The following is a 17097-nucleotide window of genomic DNA, read 5'->3' on the forward strand; positions in this document are numbered from 1 at the left end:
AGCGCTCACCCTAGGACGCCGAGGCCTCAGAAAGCGTCACGGGCGGCCGATCGGATCACTGTGCGCCCGCTGGCCGTCGGAATCGGGCTGTTCGCACTCGTCGGTGCGGTTCGCAGCGGATGGTTCGCCGAGGGCGACACCTTCTGGCAGATCCAGACCGGCACCGAGATCCGGCACCAGCGCACGGTCTTCCTGACCGACACGTTCTCCTGGTCGGTGGCCGGTCGGGCCTGGCACCCGAACTCCTGGCTGTTCGACGTTCTGCTGTCGCTGGCCTGGACCGGCGCCGGGCCGGTCGGGCTGGCCCTGTTCACGCTCGGTTGCATCACGCTGGTGGGTGCGAGCGTCGCCGTCACCGCGCGGTCGCTGGGGGCGCGGGTGCACGTCACGACCGCGCTGCTCGTCGTCCCACTGCTGCTGTGGCTGAGCGCCCGCCCGCAGACGCTCACCTACGCGCTGCTCCCGCTCGTGCTCCTGCTGGCCGGGCGCCTGCTGGACCGGACCGGGTGGGAACGCCTCGCCGGTCTGGCCGGGCTGTACCTGCTCCTGACGCTCTGGGTGAACCTGCACCTGGCCGCGCTCGCCGCGATCCCCGCCGTCGCGGCCGGCCTCACGCTCGCCCTGATCGCCGCCCGCCGCCGGTCGAATCCAGCGTCGATGCCCACCGCCGCCGCGATCGTGGTCGTCGTCGTCCTGGGCTGCCTCACCTCGCCGTTCGGTGTCGACGTATTGGCCTCCGCGCTCGCCACCCGCGACGCCTCCACCGCGCTGATCCCCGAGTGGGCACCCCTCTGGCGCACCTCCTGGATGGCCGTGTTCACCTGGACCGGCGCCGCGGTCGCGGTCGGCCTCGCGCTCGCGGCCTGGCGGCGGCGCCCGTCCGACCCGCTGCTCGCGGTCGTCGCCGGAGCGTCGGCGATGCTGCTCGTCGCCGGGGTCGAGGCGGCCCGCTTCTCGCCGATGGCGCTCGTCGTCGCGATGCCGGCGGCCGCGGCCTGGGCGACCGGCGTCGACTGGAACGGCGGCTCCGGCCGGCGACGCGTCGCGTTCCTGGCCCGCGGGACCTCGATCGGGCTGGTCGTCGCGCTCGTCGCGCTCACCGTCGTGCGCCTGCCGGAGTACGGACGCCCGGCGCCCGACAGCTACCCGGCCGACACCACCGTCGACGCCGTCCCGGCCGGCTGCCGGCTGCTCAACGAGTACGACGACGGCGGCTACGTGATCCTGCGCCGAACGGCCGACGGGGTGCGCGTGGCGATGGACGGACGCAACGACGTCTACGGCGCCGCGCTCGTCGCGGACCTGCTCGAGCTCGCCCAGGGGCGCCCCGGCGCGCTCGCCGAACTGGATCGCGACGGCGTGCGCTGCCTGCTGCTCGACCCACGCCGCCCGCTGGTGACGCAGGCGCGCGCGGCCGGCTGGCAGGAGGCGGCCGCCGACGACAACCGGGTGCTCCTGCTGAGTCCGACGTCACAGTCAGGCTAAGGCGAGGCTTACCTAAGATGGGGGTGCGCAACGCTCGGAAAGGGAATCATCATGGACCGCCCTCTGCGGATCGCCGTCGTCGGAGCCGGCCCGGCCGGCATCTACGCCGCGGACCACCTGATCAAGGCGTCGGAGACGGCCACGGTCGACATCTTCGACCGGTTACCCACCCCGTACGGGCTGATCCGGTACGGCGTCGCCCCGGACCACCCGCGGATCAAGGAGATCGTCACCGCGCTGTTCCGCGTGCTCGACAACCCACGCATCCGCTTCCTCGGCAACGTCGGGTACGGCGTCGACGTCAAGGCGGACGAGCTGCGCCGCTTCTACGACGCCACGGTCGTCGCCACCGGCGCGGAGAAGGACCGGGCGCTCGACATCCCGGGCATCGACCGGCCCGGCAGCTTCGGCGCCGCGGCGTTCGCGTCCTGGTACAACGGCCACCCCGACGTCCCGCGCGACTGGCCGCTGCACGCCGAGAAGGTCGCGGTGATCGGCGCCGGGAACGTCGCGGTGGACGTGGCGCGCATCCTGGCCAAGACCGCCGACGAACTGCTCGGCACCGAGATCCCCGACAACGTCTACCGGCGGCTGCGTGAGAGCCCGGTCACCGACGTCCACCTGTTCTCCCGGCGTGGCCCGGCGCAGGTCAAGTTCACCCCGCAGGAGCTGCGCGAACTCGACTCCTCGCCGAACGTCGACGTGATCGTGCACCCGGAGGGCATCGAGTTCGACGAGGGCAGCTACGCCGCGATGCGCGCGACGCGTCACGTCAAGATGTGTGTGGACATCCTGCAGAACTGGGCCGTGCGCGAGCCGCGTGGCCGGGCGCGCCGGCTGCACCTGCATTTCCTGGAGGCGCCGGCGGCGGTCCTGGGGGAGGAGCGGGTCGAGGGGCTGCGTACCGAGACCCAGGAGCTCACCGGCGACGGCTGGATCCGCGGCACCGGCCGGTTCACCGACTGGGACGTTCAGGCCGTCTACCGGGCCGTCGGGTACCTCAGCGAGGCGCTGCCCGACGTCCCGTTCGACGCCGCGAGCGGCACGATCCCGCACCGGGCCGGGCGGGTGCTCGACCTGGACGGCGAGCCCGTCCCGGGCCTGTACGTCACCGGCTGGATCAAGCGCGGCCCGGTCGGCCTGATCGGCCACACCAAGGGCGACGCCGGAGAGACGATCACCAGCCTGCTGGCCGACGCTCTGCCGCCCGCCACCGAGCGCGACCGGGACGCCGTGCTGGCCCACCTCGACGCCCGCGACGTCGAGTACACGACCTGGGTCGGCTGGCAGCGGCTCGACCAGCACGAGATCGCGCTCGGCGCACCGCACCGCCGGAAGCGGGTCAAGGTCGTGCCCCGCGACGAGATGATCGCGGTCAGCCGAGGCCCAGTGCCCGCGCGCGGCTGACCGCCTCCCGTCGCGTCCGCACACCGAGCTTGTCCAGCGCCGCGGCGACGTGCGTGTCCACGGTGCGCACCGACAGCACCAGCCGGTCGGCGATCTCGGCGTTGGTCAGGCCGTCGGCGAGCAGCCGGACGACGTCCGCCTGGCGATTGGTGAGGCCACCCGGGTTGCTCCGGGTGGCCGGCTGGGGGCCGCGGGGAACCCGGGTGACGCCGAGCTCGCGCAGCCGGGCCCGCAACCGCCCGGCGAGCGGGGACGCGCCCAGCTCGTCGGCGGTGCGCAGCCCGGCCAGGAGCGCGTCGGGGTCGGACGTGAACGCCGCCGCGAGCGCCGCCGCGTACCGGCACCCGGCCTGCTCCCACTCCGCGGTGGCCTCCCGCCACGCCCCGGCCGACAGCAGCGCGAACGGGCCGCCGGAGACCGTGACCGGCACCCCGCCGGCATGTAACCAGTACTCAAGCTCGGCCAACCCCGGTGCCCGGCCGAAGCCGCGCAAGCGCCGGTAGACGTCGGCCGCCTCGGCCGCGGCCCGCGGCAGGTCGCCCCGGAGCCAGGCGCTCTCGAGCAGCGCGGCGCCCGCGGGACAGACGTGCTGCGGCTCCGCCAGTTCCTGTGCGTGGTCCCAGGCCTCCCGGAGGAGTTCCTCGCCCCCGTCGCGCCCGCTGCGGACCCGGACCAGACCGGCGACGATCCGGGCGTGGCACCGCACGATCGGTTCCTCGGCGTCCAGCAGCGACCGGGCTTCGTGGTCGGCCAGCTCCCACTCGCCGCGCAGCAGCCGGACGTCGATCCGGGAACCACGCAGGTAGCGCTCGTGGCCGAGCAGTTCGGCGTCGGCGGCGAAGGCGATCCCGGCATCCAGGTGGTGCAGGGCCTCGTCCAGACGCAGGTCCTCGATCAGCGGCGAGGCCAGGTTGACGTAGGCGCGGCACGCCTGCTCGGCCTCGCCTGCGGCGAGCGCGACCTCGAGGCTCTCCTCCAGGTGCGCCTGGCCGTCGGGCCAGATGCACGTGCCGAGGGTGTTCAGCGCGTGCGAGAGCAGCCCGGCGTCGTCGAGTGCCCTGGCCATGCCCGCGACCCGTTCGGACAGCTGGATCGCGTCGCGGATGCGCCCGGCCAGCATGTGCAGCTGGGCCTGGTTGCTCAGCGCCACCGCGAGCGCGTGCTCGTCCCCGGCCGATTCCAGCAGCTCGATCGCCTCCGCGCCGCAGCGGTCGGCCTCCGTGCGTGAGCCGGCCCACCAGTGCATCCGCGACAACAACCGCAGGCTAATCCCCAGCGCCGGCCGGTCGCCCCGGGCGCGGCGGCGCCGGACGGCGTCCTCCTGGGCGGTCACCGCCTCCTTGGCCCGGCCGGCGGCCTGGCACTCGATCGCGTACGCCTCCACCAGGTCGGCCTGCTCGTCCGGTGGGTAGGCCGCGAGCCGGTCGAGCACCAGCCGGTAGTGCGCGACCGCGGCACGGTGGGCTCCGCCGGCTGCGGCCACCCGCGCCGCCACCGGGCCGAACCGGAGGATCGGGTCGTCCGCGCCGGCCTCGGCGGCGTGGTGGACGATCCGCGACACGTCGACGTCCCGGTGGTCGAGCAGCGCCGCGAGCACGGCCCGGTTGGCGGCGATGCGGCGCGCGGCCGGCAACGAGTCCAGCACGGCCCGGCGCGCCAGCTCGTGGCCGAACGCGACCCGGACCGGCGAGACGGTGAGCACACCCTGCTGCTCGGCGTCGGCGAGCGCCTCGACCCCGCCCGGCACGACCGCCTCCACCAGCCACGGCTCGGCCGCCGACGGGATCACCGCGAGCTGCTCGACCACCCGCCGGGTCACCGGCGACAGGTGGGACAGCCGCCCGCGGACGGCCTCGGCGACGCTCCGCGGAACCGTGCCCGCGTCTCCGGAGGCGAGCACCTCGGTGACGAAGAACGGGTTGCCCGACGTCACCGCGAACACCTCCGCGGTGTCCAGCCCGGTGTGCGCCCCGAGCCGGCGCACCGCGTCCGACGAGAGCCGGGCCGGGCGCAGGCGCTGGGCGTCGGCCGCGGCCCCGACGAGTCGACGCAGCGCCTGGTCGTCGGTGTTCCGGTAGGTGAGCACCAGGGCGGAGGGCAGACGACGGATCCGGCGTACCAGGAACCGCAGGACGTCGAGCGTCGCCTCGTCGGCCCAGTGCACGTCCTCGACGACGAGCACGGTCGGCCGGGTCAGCTCCGCGAGCAGGGCGTCGAAGACGCGGCCCCGGTCACCCGACTCCAGCGCCTCGGTGAGAGCGGTCGACACGCTGCCGATCAGGTCACGCAACGGCCCCAGCACCCGGGGCGTCGCCAGGTCGTCGCAGTACCCGACGAGCAGCCGCGTCCCGGCCGGGAGAACGTCCGGCAGCGCGTCGACGAGCGTCGACTTCCCGATACCGGCCTCACCGGCGATGAGCACGACCGAACCGGCGCCGACGGCCCCCAGCGTGGAGAGCTCGGTCTCGCGTTCCAGGATCGGACCGGCCACGCGACGATCCTCCCCGATCTCGGTACTCCGGACCACCGACCTCGGTAGCCGCCACGGAATCGGCCGGGCTCAGGTCTCTCTACAACGGAGACATGCCTCGCTACGTGTCACAACTCGATCCCCGCGGGCCGTTCGACGGTCTGCCCGACGTCCGGCGCCTGCTGGTCCTGCGCGGCGCGCGCCGCGCCGGGTGGCCCGCGCCCCGGAGCCCCGGACGGCTCGCCCGCTACCGCGCGGCCGTCGGCGCGGTCTCGTCCCGGACGCTCCGCCAGTAGTGGCCGACGGCCTTCTCCACCCGCCCGACGGGCATCGCGTACGCGCCCAGGTCCAGCACGCGCAGCGCCTCGGAACCGCGGACCGGGCGCAGCGCGCTCGGCCGGGCGACGCCGGGGGCCAGGGAGACGAACAGCGTCCGGCTGCGGCGCCACCCGACCGGGCGGATCTCGGCCACGGCCAGGTCGGCCCACGCCAGTTCGGCGTCCGCAGTGCTCGAACCGGTGGCGTCGATCCGGACCGGACGGTGCCGGAACTGCGCGACGGCGGAGACCAGCGACCCGACGAAACCGGCGACGCACCCGACCAGCACGGCCCACGCGGTCGCGTTCCGGGCGTCGTACAGGACCACCTCGAGCCCCGCGGCGGCGAACGCGGCGCCGATCAGCAGCCGGCCGCCGATCCGCACCAGCGCGTGACCGATCCGCGCCGTCGAGCGGACGACCAGCCGGTCGGGTTCGAACCCGAGCTGAGCCCGGTCGAACGCCCGCGCGGTCACCTGGCTGCCGAACCCGAACACCCCCGCGCCGGCGACGAGCACCACCCCGAAGAGGACGAGCGACCCGGTGTCGGGCAGGAGCTGGTGCCGCTCGCCGAGCACGAACAGCGTCGCGGCCAGGCCGAACAGCGCGAACAACACCGTCGACCCGCCGGCGAGCATCACCGCGAGGCCACGCAGCGCGATCAGCCACGGCCGGGACGCGATCGTGACCCCGGGCGGCTTCACCTCGGCGACCGCTGCGGGCTCCGCGGGCACCGTGTGGAGCGCGCCCTCGGCCACCACGATCTCCGGGTGGTCCAGCACGGTCGGCACGATCCCCAGCCGCCGGTGCAGCAGCGTGGCCACCAGCGGCACCCGGGTCGAGCCGCCGACCAGGAACAGGCCCGCGACCCGGCCCGGGGACGCGTCGATCGCGGCGGCCGTCACGTCGACCGAACGTTCCAGCAGTGGCCGGGCCGCCGCCTCGAACCCCTCCCGGGTGACCCGCACGTCGCGGTCGAGCGACGGGATCAGCACCTCGGCCGACGAGCGGCGCGACAGCGACTCCTTGGCCGCGCGGGCGTCGTCCCAGAGCTGCCGGAACGCCCGGGAACCGGGATCGAACGACACGCCGGTCGCCGCCACGACGAGCGCGTCCAGGTCCACTCCGCCGAGGTCGTCGAGCCCGTCGTACGCGAGCGTCTCGAACGCCGACGAGACGACGCTGACGTCGAACGTCCCGGCGCCGAGGTCGTACACCACGATCGACTGCCCGTCGGGGATCCGGCCGCCCTGAGCCCGCACGTGGTAGGCCGCCGCGGCGACCGGTTCGGGTACCAGCGCCGGCGCGGGCAGGCCCGCGCGCACGGCGGCGTCGACGAGCACCGCGCGCCGGACGGCGCCCCAGGACACGGGGAACGTCAGGACGACCGAACCCGGGGGCGCACCCGCCGTCCGGGTGGCCTCGTCCCAGACGACGCGGAGCGTCGCGGCGATCGCGGCGGCGATCGAGATCTCCCGCTCACCCAGCAGCAGCGTGCCCTCGTCGATCCGCCGTTTCGGGGTGGGCTCGTAGCACTCCGGGCGCACCCGGGCCGCGCGGACGGCCTCCGGCCCGGCCCGCACCGTGCCGTCCGGCTCGAGGTGGACCGCCGACGGGAGGAGCGGCGAGCCGTCGAACAACAGCGGACGGATCCGCTGGTCGGGCCACCGCAGCAGCGCGACCGTGTTCGAGGTGCCGTAGTCGACGGCGAGCGTCGTACCCGACACGGCGGGCAGCCTATCGCTGCCGATCAAGCGGCCGGAACGGCACACTGAGGCCCATGCGCCTCGACCCGGTCGCGCTGTTCCACGACGCCGCCAGGAACGTTCCGGCCTACCGGCACTTCCTGGCCGAGCGGGGCGTGGACACCGCGAGCATCCGCACACTCCTGGACTACGCCGCGCTGCCGGTGGTCACGAAGGAGAACTACGTCCGGGCGTACCCGCTGCCCGAGCGGTGCCGCGGCGGCTCGCTCGACGGCTGCGACACGGTGGCGCTCTCGTCGGGCTCGTCCGGCCAGCCGACGGTGTGGCCGCGCCGGCTCGTCGACGAGCTCGCCGCGACCGAGCGGTTCGCCGAGATCTTCCGGACCTTCGGCGCCGACGAGCACCGCACGCTGGCGGTGATCTGCTTCCCGCTCGGCAACTGGGTCGGCGGCATGTTCACCGCGGCGGCCTGCCGTCACCTGGCGACGCAGGGCTTCCGACTCACGGTGGCCACGCCCGGCAACGTCGTCGACGAGATCCTCCGCGTGGTCGACGCGCTCGGGCCGCTCTACGAACAGGTCGTGCTGCTGGGGTATCCGCCGTTCGTCAAGAACGTCGTCGACCGCGGTTCCGGCTGGCCAGACCGGCGGCTCAAGCTCGTGTTCGCCGGTGAGGTCTTCAGCGAACGGTGGCGCGACCTGGTCGCCGGGCGCGCCGGTATCGCCGACCCGGTCACCCACACCGCCGCTCTCTACGGCACCGCCGACGCCGGGGTGCTGGGCATCGAGACGCCGTCGAGCGTCCGGCTCCGCCGTGAGCTGAGCAGCACCACGTTCGCCGGTGGCCGGCTCCCGACGCTCGTGGAGTACGACCCCGGTCACCGGTACTTCGAGACCGACGGCGACGCGCTGCTGTTCACCGCGGACGGCGCGGTGCCGCTGATCCGCTACGACATCGGCGACGAGGGCGGGATACTCCCCGGCAACCTGGTCTACGTGTTCGGGCGCCGGCTGTTCGCGGTGTCGCTCTACGGCGCGAACGTCTACCCGGAGAACGTCGCCGAGGCGCTGGAGGCCGACGACGTCGTCGGCTGGACGACCGGCCGGTTCGTGCTGCGCACCCCGGAGAGCGACGACGGCGACCGCTACCTGGACGTCACCGTCGAGCTCGCTCCCGGTCACGGCGGCGAGGGTCGCGAAAACCGGGTGGCCGAGGCGATCCGGGCCTACCTGCCCGGGGTGAACAGCGAGTTCGCGCACTACGTCCCGGCGGCCAGGCAACTGCCGACGGTGCGGTTCCGCCCGATCGGCGACCCGGACAACTTCCCGCTCGGAGTGAAGCACCGCTACTCTCGGTGATCGAGAACCCGAAGCGGGGGTCGCGTCGTCTCCCTGGGCGTGAACGGTGTGACAGAAGCTGAGCTCGTGCGCCGGGTCGCCGACGGCGACCGCGCGGCGTTCGACGAGTTGTACCGGCGCACCGCGCCCTGGTTGGCGGTGCGGCTGCGCCGTCGCTGCGCCGACGACGACCTCGTCGCCGACGTGCTCCAGGAGACCTACCTGGCGGTCTGGCGGGCCGCCGGCAGCTACGCGGGCTCGGTGACCGAGGGCAGCGCGGTCGGCTGGCTCTGGACGATCGCCGCCAACCGGCTCGTCGACGCGTTCCGGCGGCGCGCCCGCCAGGAGCGGGTGCCTGCTGTCCCGCTGGTGCCGCGCACCGCGCCGGCCGCCGAGGACGAGGTGATGGCGACCCGCGTCGACCAGGACCTGGAACAGGCGCTGCTGCGCCTGCCCCCGGAGCTGCGTCAGGTGTTGCAGGCGATGGTGCTCGACGGCCTCTCGGTCCGGCAGACGTCGGTGCTGCTCGGCATGCCCGAGGGAACGGTGAAGACCCGCGCGCGGCGGGCCCGGATCGCGCTGCGGGAGGCGCTCTCATGACCCATCCGACCCCCACGATCCTCACCCGCTACGCGCACGGCGGCAACGGGCTCGACGACGCCACGCTCTGGTCGGTCGAGGTCCACCTCGACGGCTGCGCGGACTGCCGCGCGCACCTGGCCACCCCCGCCACCGCGGACCTGCTCGATCGGGTCGCCGCCTCGCTGGACCAGGCGATCCGGACCGGTCCGGCGCCGGCCCCGTACCGCCGTCCGGCCTTCACCGTCCACCGGCGCTGGCTGGCCTGGACGCTGCTGCCCTGGCTCGCGATGACGATCGCCGTGGTGACCTGCGCGGTGGCGCTCGACCGCGTCGCGCCGAGTCTGCCGTCGCTCGTGCTGCTGCTCGCTCCGGTGGCGCCGCTGCCCGGCGTCGCGGCGTCCTGGAGCCGTCGCTTCGATCCGGTCTGGGAGCTGATCGTCACCACGCCGTCGGCCGGGTTGGCGATGGTGCTGCGCCGCACGCTCGCCGTGCTCGTCGTCGTCCTCCCGGTTCTGCTGGTGGCCGGCCTGAGCACCGGCACCTCGCTGGCCCTCACCCTGCTGCCGTGCCTGGCCTTCACCGCGGGCACGTTGGCGCTCGGCGCGTTCGTCGGCGTGCGGCCGGCCGCGATCGGGCTCGGCCTGGCCTGGTCCGGGGCCGTGCTCCTGCCGAGCCTGGCCAGCGAATCCCTCTCCCCGCTCCTCCGGCCGGGCAGCACCGCCCTGTGGGCGGTCGCCGCCGTGGCGTTCGCCGCGCTCGTCCCGCTCGTCGCGACCCACTTCCGCCGCCTGCGCAGCGGCGCGTGAACCCCCAGGAAAGGAACGACCCCATGCGTCCGGTGAGCGCGGCCGAAACGGCCCCCACCCTCGTCCCGTGGCTCGTGCGGGCGGAGAGTCTCCGCGTCCGCGCCGGCAAGCACCTGGCCGTGGACGGCCTCGACCTGACCCTCGACACCGGCGTCCATGGGCTGCTCGGCCCGAACGGCGCCGGCAAGACCACGCTGATGCGTGCGCTCGCCACGGTCGTGAAACCCGCCGGCGGCACGCTGACGCTGCTCGGCGCGTCGGTGGACGGCCGGGCCGACCTCCGCGAGGTCCGGCGCGGCCTGGGCTACCTGCCGCAGCAGTTCGGTTTCTACCCGCGGTTCACCGTCCGCGAGTTCGTCGAGTACATGGCCTGGCTCAAGGAAATGCCCAAGGCGGCCATCCCCGACGCCGTGCAGCGCTCGATCGACCGCGTCGGCCTCACCGCGAAAGCCGACGCGAAGATGAAGACGCTGTCCGGGGGCATGCTGCGCCGGGCCGGCATCGCGCAGGCGATCGTGAACGAGCCGCAGCTGCTGCTGCTCGACGAACCCACGGTCGGCCTCGACCCCGAACAGCGCCTCGACTTCCGCGATCTGCTGCGTGACCTCGGCCGCGACAGCTGCGTCCTGGTCTCGACGCACCTGGTCGAAGACGTCGTCGCGGCCTGCACCGACGTCATCCTGATGAACGAGGGCCGGCTCCTGTTCCAGGGCAGCCCCGACGACCTCGTCGCCCGTGGCGGCCCGAACGACGCCGGTGACAGCCCCGCCGAGCGCGGCTACTCCGCCCTCCTGCGTCAGCACCGGAGCAACGCATGAGCCGCATCCTGGGTATCGAACTCCGACGCTCGGCCGCGTTCGGCGCCGCGCTGCTGATCGCGGTCGCCGGCTCGATCGTCCTCCAGGCGACCTCGGGGCGCTGGTCGTCGGGCTGGATGGCGCTGGTCATGGTCCAGCGTGAGTACCTCATCGTCGTGGTACCGCTCACGATGGCCGCCGGGGCCTGGCAGTCCTATCGCGAGCACCGCGCGAACGTCGCCGAGCTCTTCGCGACCGTGCCCCGGCCGCGTCCGCTGCAGGTCGTCCCGGTGCTGATCGCGACCGGGCTGGCGGCTCTGGTCGCGTACCTGGTCGCGCTGGCCGCGGCGGTGCCACGGATCATCGACACCGCGAGCTACCTGCCGGCCGCCGCGTTCGTGGTGGTGGCGGTCGGCGTGCTCACGATGGTCGTGGCGTTCTGGCTCGGGCTGGGGCTCGGGCGGCTGCGTCCGGCGCTGGCCACCGCACCGGCGGTGGCCGTGGCGGGGTTCGCGCTGCTCGGCTTCGGGCCGCAGTTGTTCTCCGACGAGGCGCCCGCGACGGCGTTCTTCCCCGGGTCCGGCATGGGTACGTTCAGCGCCTACGACACGATCAGCGGGCGGATCAGCGCCACCCAGACCGTGTGGCTGGTCGCTCTGGCCGCGGCCGCGTTCGTGCTCTTCGCGGTCCGCCACCGCCGGTTCGCGGTGGCCGCGCTCGTGCCGCTGGTGGTCGGCGCGACGCTCACCGCGTTCGCGATGCCGACCGATGACGCCTACGACCGGGAGAAGCTCGACCCCGTCGCCCAGCAGCTGGTGTGCACCGAGGACGCCGGCCCGCGGGTCTGCGTGAGCCGGGCCAACGAGTCGCTGCTGCCCGAGGTGACGCCGAAGGCGCGGCACGTGCTGAAGCTCCTGGCCTCCACGCCGATCGTCGAGGCGCACGAGGACACCTCGACGTTCTTCCCGATGACCAAGCCGGCCGAACGGCCCGACACCGTGCTGATGAACGTCCAGGTCGACCGGCACGGGCACCTCGCGTTCCCGGGACGACTCGAGCTGCAGATGCTGACCGGGGTGTTCGGCGGCCCGGTGCGGTGCGGGGACAGCCGGAGCTACACGGCCGGCACGGTCGCGGCGTTCTGGTTGCTCGGCCGCGAGCCGGCCACCGGCCTCGACGGCATGGAATTCGAGGATCCCGAGTCCGTCCAGCTCTACCGCGACCTCAGAGCACTGCCGAAGGCCGAGGCCGACGCCCGGGTCGCCGCGGTGTACCCGGCCGCCGAGAAGTGCCGGGACACGCTGCCGATCCTGACCGGCGGCGCCCGGTGAGGTGGCTCGTGCTCTACGCCCGTTCGCGCCGGGTGCCGATGGCGCTCGGCGCGGCGGCCGCGGGCACGTTCCTGAGTTGGCTGATCGCGTCGACGACGAGCGATCAGGACCCGGTGGGCAGCACGGCTCTCCTGTTGGCCGTCCTCCTGCTGATCGCGATCGCGACCGCCACGCTCGGCGGCCCCGACGCCAGCCTCGACCGGACGGCCGCGCGTCCCTGGGCCCGGCTGCGGGCCTCGCACCTGATCGTGGTCCTGGGCTGCGTGACGCTGCTGCTGCAGGCCACCGAGGTGACCGGTACGCGGTTCGGGCCGATCGGGTTCGTGGTCCGCAACGCGGGTGGCCTGCTGGGGCTGACCGCACTGGGGGCGGCCGCGGTCGGGGCCGCCCGCGCCTGGATCCTGCCGCTGGGGTGGACGCTTCTCGCGGCGACGTTCCCGGGCCACGGCCGGGTCGGCGAGGCGCTGACCTGGCAGATCCAGTCCCCGGGGAGCCGACCGGCCACGGTGGTGGCCGCGGTGCTCGGGCTCGCCGGGCTGGTGGCCTACACGCTCCGCGGCCCGCGCCCCGGCACATCGCCCGAGAACCCTTAGTTGCCCACTGCCAGTTGCGCCATCATCGGGGTGGGGTAGCGGTCGCCGCGGGCCGAACCGGCGGGGACGGCCCGCTCGATCGCGGCCAGGTCATCGGCGGAGAGCTCGAGTTCGAGCGCCGGCAGCGCCTCGGCCAGGCGCTCGCGCGTGCGGGCGCCGATCAGCGGCACGATGTCGGCTCCCTGAGCGGCCACCCAGGCGATCGCCAGTTGCGCGGTCGTGCAGCCCTTCGCGTCGGCGACGCGGCGCAGCGCGTCGACGAGTGCGAGGTTGTGGGCGACGTTCCCGGCCGAGAACCGGGGCATCAGGTTCCGGTGGTCGCCGGCGGTGCCGGGGCGCCAGTGCCCCGACAGCAGGCCGCGGCTCAGCACGCCGTACGCGGTCAGACCGATCCCCAGCTCGCGCAGCACCGGCAGCACCTCGGCCTCCGCCCCGCGGGAGAGCAGCGAGTACTCGATCTGCAGATCGGCGATCGGCGTCACGGCGTGCGCCCGGCGGATCGTCGCGGCGCCGACCTCCGACAACCCGGCCGACCGCACGTACCCGGCGTCGATCAGGTCCCGGATCGCCCCGACCGTGTCCTCGATCGGCACCGCCGGGTCCAGCCGGGCCGGCCGGTAGACGTCGACGTACTCGACGCCCAGCCGGCTGAGCGAGTGACTCAGGAAGTTCTTCACCGACGCCGGGCGGCCGTCGAACCCGAGCATCGTGCCGTCGGGGTCGCGCAGCGCCCCGAACTTGACGCTCAGCACGTAACCGTCCCGTGGACGGCCCCGCAGCGCGGAAGCCAGCAGCAGCTCGTTGTGTCCGTTGCCGTAGAAGTCGGCGGTGTCGACGAAGGTGATGCCCGCGTCCAGCGCCGCCTGCACGGTGGCGATGCTCTCCGCGCGGTCGCTCGTTCCGTAGGCGTCCGACATGGCCATCGCGCCCAGTCCGAATGTGTTCATGACGCCGACCCTGCCCGCGGCGGTGGAACCCCGAAATCGGAGCGTTCATCGTGGGAGCGCCGCTCCCTGGCTCGTCGGCCCTCGCCGGGGGAGCATGGCCACATGCAGCGTGAACAGCTCGCCGACTTCGTGCGCCGCCGCCGCGAGGCGATCCGGCCGGCGCAGGTCGGGCTCGCCGACGGCCCGCGCCGGCGCACCGGTGGCCTGCGCCGCGAGGAGGTCGCGATGCTCGCCGGCATGTCGGTCGACTACGTCGTCCGGCTCGAGCAGGGGCGCAGCAGCCAGCCCTCGCCCCAGCTGCTCGGTGCGCTGGCCCGCGCGCTGCGCCTCTCCGACGACGAGCGCGACCACCTCTTCCACCTGGCCGGCCAGCCGCCACCCCCGTCCGACGGGGTGGCCCGCCTGGCGCGCGCCGGCCTGCTGCGCCTGCTCGACCTGCTCGGCGACAACCCGGCGATGGTGATCTCCGACCTGGGGGAGGTGCTGGCCCAGAACCGCATGTCGACGCTGCTGGTGGGCGACCAGACCGGCCACAACGTGCTCCTCCGGTGGTTCGCTGAACCCGCCGCCCGCGCCGCGCACACTCCCGCGGAGCAGGAGCGCCACTCGCGCCAGCACGTCGCCGACCTGCGCGCGGCGGTGGGCCGCCGGGCCGGTGACCCCGAGGTGGCCGGGCTCGTCGCCCGGCTCGAGGCCGTGAGCGCCGAGTTCCGGCAGCTCTGGTCCGAGCACGAGGTGGCGGTCCGGCGCGCGGACCGGAAGACGCTCGTGCACCCGCGGGTCGGTCCGCTGCTGATGGACTGCGAGACGCTCGTGACCCCGGACCTGGGCCAGCAGCTGGTGGTGCTGACCCCGGCCGACGCCGACGCCCGCGAGCGCCTCGACCTCCTGCGTGTCGTCGGGCTGGAGGAGTTCCCGGCTCAGGCCGAGATGTGAGCGAGCAGCTCCTCCCGGCTCACCCGCGTGCCCGACCAGCTGAGCACTCCCCGGGTGAGCACGTGGAAGCGGTCGGAGAGCGCGAGCAGCTCGTCGATGTCGTCGGAGACGACCAGCACGGCCGCACCCGCGTCCGCCCGTTCCCGGAGCAGGTGGTGGATCTGGGCCTTGGTCCCGACGTCGACCCCGGCCGTCGGCTGGTCGACGATCAGCACGTCTGGCGCCGCCGCCAGCGCTTTGCCCAGCACCACCTTCTGCTGGTTGCCGCCGCTGAGCGTGCCCGCGGGCGCGTCGATGTCGGCCGGCGAGATCCGCAGGTCCGCGACGAGACCGCGGGCCAGCCGCCGGACCGGACGCCGGCGCACCACCCCCCACCGGCCGAGGCCACGAGACAACGCGGTCAGCGCCAGGTTGCGCATCACCGAATGGCTCAGGCAGAGACCCTGGTGCCGCCGGTCCTCGGGGATGTGGACGACGCCCGCCGCGACTGCGGCCCGCGGCCCGGCGAAACGCGTCGGCCGGCCCCGCAACTCGAGCCGCGCGGGGGCTGCCCCGCTCAGCGCGCGACACAGGCGGGTCCGTCCCGAGCCGACCAGCCCGGCCACGGCCGTGATCTCGCCGGCCCGCAGCTCCACGTCCGCCGCCGTACCGCGGAGCGCGAGCACGACCGGGCGGGCGTCGTCGGCGCGGTGCGCGGCCCGCTCCGCGGTGAGGGTCTCCCGCAGTTCGTCGCCCACCATCAACGCCGTGATCTGCCCGACCGACAGGGCCGCGGTGGGCGCCGACGCGACCACCCGTCCGTTGCGCAGCACGGTCAGCTGGTCGGTGACCTCGCGGACCTCGTCGAGGAAGTGCGAGATGAAGATCATCCCGACGCCCCGGTCGGCGAGCGAGCGCACGACCGCGAACAACGATCGGCGTTCGGCCTCGGAGAGGCGGGCGGTCGGCTCGTCGAGCAGCAGCACCCGGACGTCGGCGGCGAGCGCTTTGACGATCTCGATCCGCTGCCGGACGGCGGGGCCCAGCTCGGCGACCCGGGCGGTCAGCGGGGCGCCGATCTCCACCTCGACCGACTCGAGAAGCGTCCGCGCCCGGGCTTCGGTGCGGCGCTGCCGGTATCCCCACCGGCCGGGCTCGCGTCCCAGCAGCAGGTTCTCGGCCACCGTGAGCTGGGGCACCAGGCTGAACTCCTGGTGGATGACGCCGATGCCTTCGGCTCGGGAGGCGCGTGGATCGGACAGCGCCGCGACCCGCCCGTCGACCGTGATCCGGCCCTCGTGATCGGGGTAGAGCCCGGAGAGGATCTTGACCAGCGTCGACTTGCCGGCGCCGTTCTGCCCGACCAGGCCGTGGACCTCACCGGCACGCACCCGGAGGGTCACGTGGTCCAGGACGGTCGTGCCGCCGAACCGCTTCGAGACGTCGTCGAGTACCAGCACGTCAGCCCCACTCGGCGGGGTTGGCGGCCACGTTGGCCCTGGTGATCGCCGGCAGCGGGATCAGCGACTCCTTCGGTACGTCCTTCCCGGTCAACTTCCGCCAGGCGAAGTCCGCGGCGCGTTGTCCCTGCAGCACCGGGCTCTGGTCGACGGTGCCGTACAGGGCACCCGACTTGATCGCGGCTTCGACCTGCTTGGAGTAGTCACCGGCGATGAAGACGACGTCGTCCCGGCCGTTCTTGCGGGCGTACTCGGCGCCGACGTACATCTGCGGCCCTTCGGCGACGATCGCGTCGATCGTGCCCCGGGGGTACTTGCTGAGCAGGTCCTGGGTGACCGCGAGGTTCCGGCTGTTGTCGAACCCGTCCGACGGTGTCGCCACGATCCTGATCCCGGGGTGGGACGCCAGCACGGATTTCATCCCGGCGAGGCGCTGGACGGTGGGGGAGTCGCCGGGCGGGCCGAGGACGATCGCCACGTCACCGCCATTCGGCAGGGCTTCGACCAGCAGCTTCGCCTCGCCCTGCCCGTACTGGTAGTCCGAGCAGCCGACGTAGCTGACCAGCTCGGCGCCCTCGTCGAGCTTCGCGTTGAGCGCGATCACCGGGATACCGACGCGGTTGGCGTGCTTGATCGCCGGGATCACCGCGGTCGGGTTCGACGACACCACGACGATCAGGTCGACCTGCTTGGCGATCAGCGTCTCGATGTTGGCGGCCTGCTTGGCGTTGTCGAGTTCGCCGTTGAGGATCACGGTCTTCATGCCGTGCTCCTTCGCCCGGGCGGTGAACGCGTCGTCCATCACGGCCAGGAACGGGATCGTGGTCGAGGCCTCGGCCAGACCGATCGTGTGGTTCTCGTCGGCGTCGACGACGTCGCAGCCGGCCACGGTGGCGGCGGCGAGGACGGCGGTGGCGCTCAGGAAGGTACGGCGTCTCATGGTG

Annotated in this window: 15 protein-coding genes; 10 read left to right on the forward strand and 5 right to left on the reverse strand. The window is 73.8% G+C overall.

Annotated features, from left to right (window positions below; all coding sequences use genetic code 11):
• Positions 1–60 precede the first annotated feature (60 nt).
• Positions 61–1485, forward strand: coding sequence for a hypothetical protein (locus tag CRYAR_RS08445; RefSeq protein WP_035849613.1), 1425 nt, complete (start codon positions 61–63; stop codon positions 1483–1485).
• A gap of 51 nt (positions 1486–1536) precedes the next feature.
• Positions 1537–2892, forward strand: a complete 1356-nt coding sequence (locus tag CRYAR_RS08450; RefSeq protein ID WP_035849615.1) for an FAD-dependent oxidoreductase — start codon at positions 1537–1539, stop codon at positions 2890–2892.
• On the opposite strand, the gene CRYAR_RS08455 is transcribed toward CRYAR_RS08450, so the two are convergent.
• A complete protein-coding gene (locus tag CRYAR_RS08455; RefSeq protein WP_035861370.1) occupies positions 2861–5383 on the reverse strand; it encodes an ATP-binding protein in 2523 nt (840 codons plus the stop codon). The two genes, CRYAR_RS08450 and CRYAR_RS08455, sit on opposite strands and share 32 nt — an antisense overlap.
• A gap of 92 nt (positions 5384–5475) precedes the next feature.
• On the opposite strand from CRYAR_RS08455, the gene CRYAR_RS45075 reads away from it, so the two are divergent.
• Positions 5476–5658 (forward strand): hypothetical protein, encoded by a 183-nt coding sequence (locus tag CRYAR_RS45075; RefSeq protein WP_035849618.1) that lies wholly within the window; start codon positions 5476–5478, stop codon positions 5656–5658.
• Here the strand turns inward: CRYAR_RS45075 and CRYAR_RS42875 are convergent.
• The gene (locus tag CRYAR_RS42875) at positions 5610–7406 is read right to left on the reverse strand and encodes an Hsp70 family protein (protein ID WP_051569932.1); all 1797 of its coding nucleotides are present in this window, start codon (positions 7404–7406) and stop codon (positions 5610–5612) included. The two genes, CRYAR_RS45075 and CRYAR_RS42875, sit on opposite strands and share 49 nt — an antisense overlap.
• 53 nt (positions 7407–7459) lie before the next feature.
• Here CRYAR_RS42875 and CRYAR_RS08470 point away from each other — a divergent pair, with 53 nt between their 5' ends.
• From CRYAR_RS08470 to CRYAR_RS08495, 6 genes are read left to right on the forward strand one after another with little or no spacing between them, the layout of a single operon-like run.
• On the forward strand, positions 7460–8743 hold the full coding sequence (locus CRYAR_RS08470; protein WP_035849620.1) for a phenylacetate--CoA ligase family protein: 1284 nt from the start codon (positions 7460–7462) through the stop codon (positions 8741–8743).
• A 48-nt stretch (positions 8744–8791) separates the two neighbouring features.
• Positions 8792–9322, forward strand: a complete 531-nt coding sequence (locus CRYAR_RS08475) for an RNA polymerase sigma factor (protein WP_245620420.1) — start codon at positions 8792–8794, stop codon at positions 9320–9322.
• Positions 9319–10110: a cupin domain-containing protein gene (locus tag CRYAR_RS08480; protein ID WP_035849625.1), complete on the forward strand. Its 792-nt coding sequence runs from the start codon at positions 9319–9321 to the stop codon at positions 10108–10110. The genes CRYAR_RS08475 and CRYAR_RS08480 overlap by 4 nt, the downstream gene beginning before the upstream one ends.
• A gap of 23 nt (positions 10111–10133) precedes the next feature.
• Positions 10134–10928: an ABC transporter ATP-binding protein gene (locus CRYAR_RS08485; RefSeq protein WP_035849628.1), complete on the forward strand. Its 795-nt coding sequence runs from the start codon at positions 10134–10136 to the stop codon at positions 10926–10928.
• Positions 10925–12238 carry an ABC transporter permease gene (locus tag CRYAR_RS08490; RefSeq protein WP_035849631.1) on the forward strand — a complete coding sequence of 438 codons (1314 nt, stop codon included), beginning with the start codon at positions 10925–10927 and terminating at the stop codon, positions 12236–12238. Before CRYAR_RS08485 ends, CRYAR_RS08490 begins: the two co-directional genes overlap by 4 nt.
• Before the next feature lie 8 nt (positions 12239–12246).
• Entirely contained in the window at positions 12247–12831 is a 585-nt protein-coding gene (locus CRYAR_RS08495; RefSeq protein ID WP_211247339.1) for a hypothetical protein, read from the forward strand.
• Here CRYAR_RS08495 and CRYAR_RS08500 read toward each other — a convergent pair.
• Positions 12828–13778, reverse strand: coding sequence for an aldo/keto reductase (locus CRYAR_RS08500; protein WP_035849637.1), 951 nt, complete (start codon positions 13776–13778; stop codon positions 12828–12830). The genes CRYAR_RS08495 and CRYAR_RS08500 overlap by 4 nt on opposite strands.
• Before the next feature lie 102 nt (positions 13779–13880).
• Between CRYAR_RS08500 and CRYAR_RS08505 the strand changes: the two genes are divergently transcribed.
• Positions 13881–14714 (forward strand): helix-turn-helix transcriptional regulator, encoded by an 834-nt coding sequence (locus tag CRYAR_RS08505; protein WP_035849639.1) that lies wholly within the window; start codon positions 13881–13883, stop codon positions 14712–14714.
• On the opposite strand, the gene CRYAR_RS08510 is transcribed toward CRYAR_RS08505, so the two are convergent.
• Both CRYAR_RS08510 and CRYAR_RS08515 read right to left on the reverse strand, forming a co-directional pair.
• Positions 14699–16153, reverse strand: a complete 1455-nt coding sequence (locus CRYAR_RS08510; RefSeq protein WP_051569934.1) for a sugar ABC transporter ATP-binding protein — start codon at positions 16151–16153, stop codon at positions 14699–14701. The two genes, CRYAR_RS08505 and CRYAR_RS08510, sit on opposite strands and share 16 nt — an antisense overlap.
• 1 nt (position 16154) lies before the next feature.
• Positions 16155–17093 carry a sugar ABC transporter substrate-binding protein gene (locus tag CRYAR_RS08515; protein WP_035849641.1) on the reverse strand — a complete coding sequence of 313 codons (939 nt, stop codon included), beginning with the start codon at positions 17091–17093 and terminating at the stop codon, positions 16155–16157.
• Positions 17094–17097 lie beyond the last annotated feature (4 nt).

It is taken from the genome of Cryptosporangium arvum DSM 44712 (assembly GCF_000585375.1).
Classification (GTDB): domain Bacteria; phylum Actinomycetota; class Actinomycetes; order Mycobacteriales; family Cryptosporangiaceae; genus Cryptosporangium; species Cryptosporangium arvum.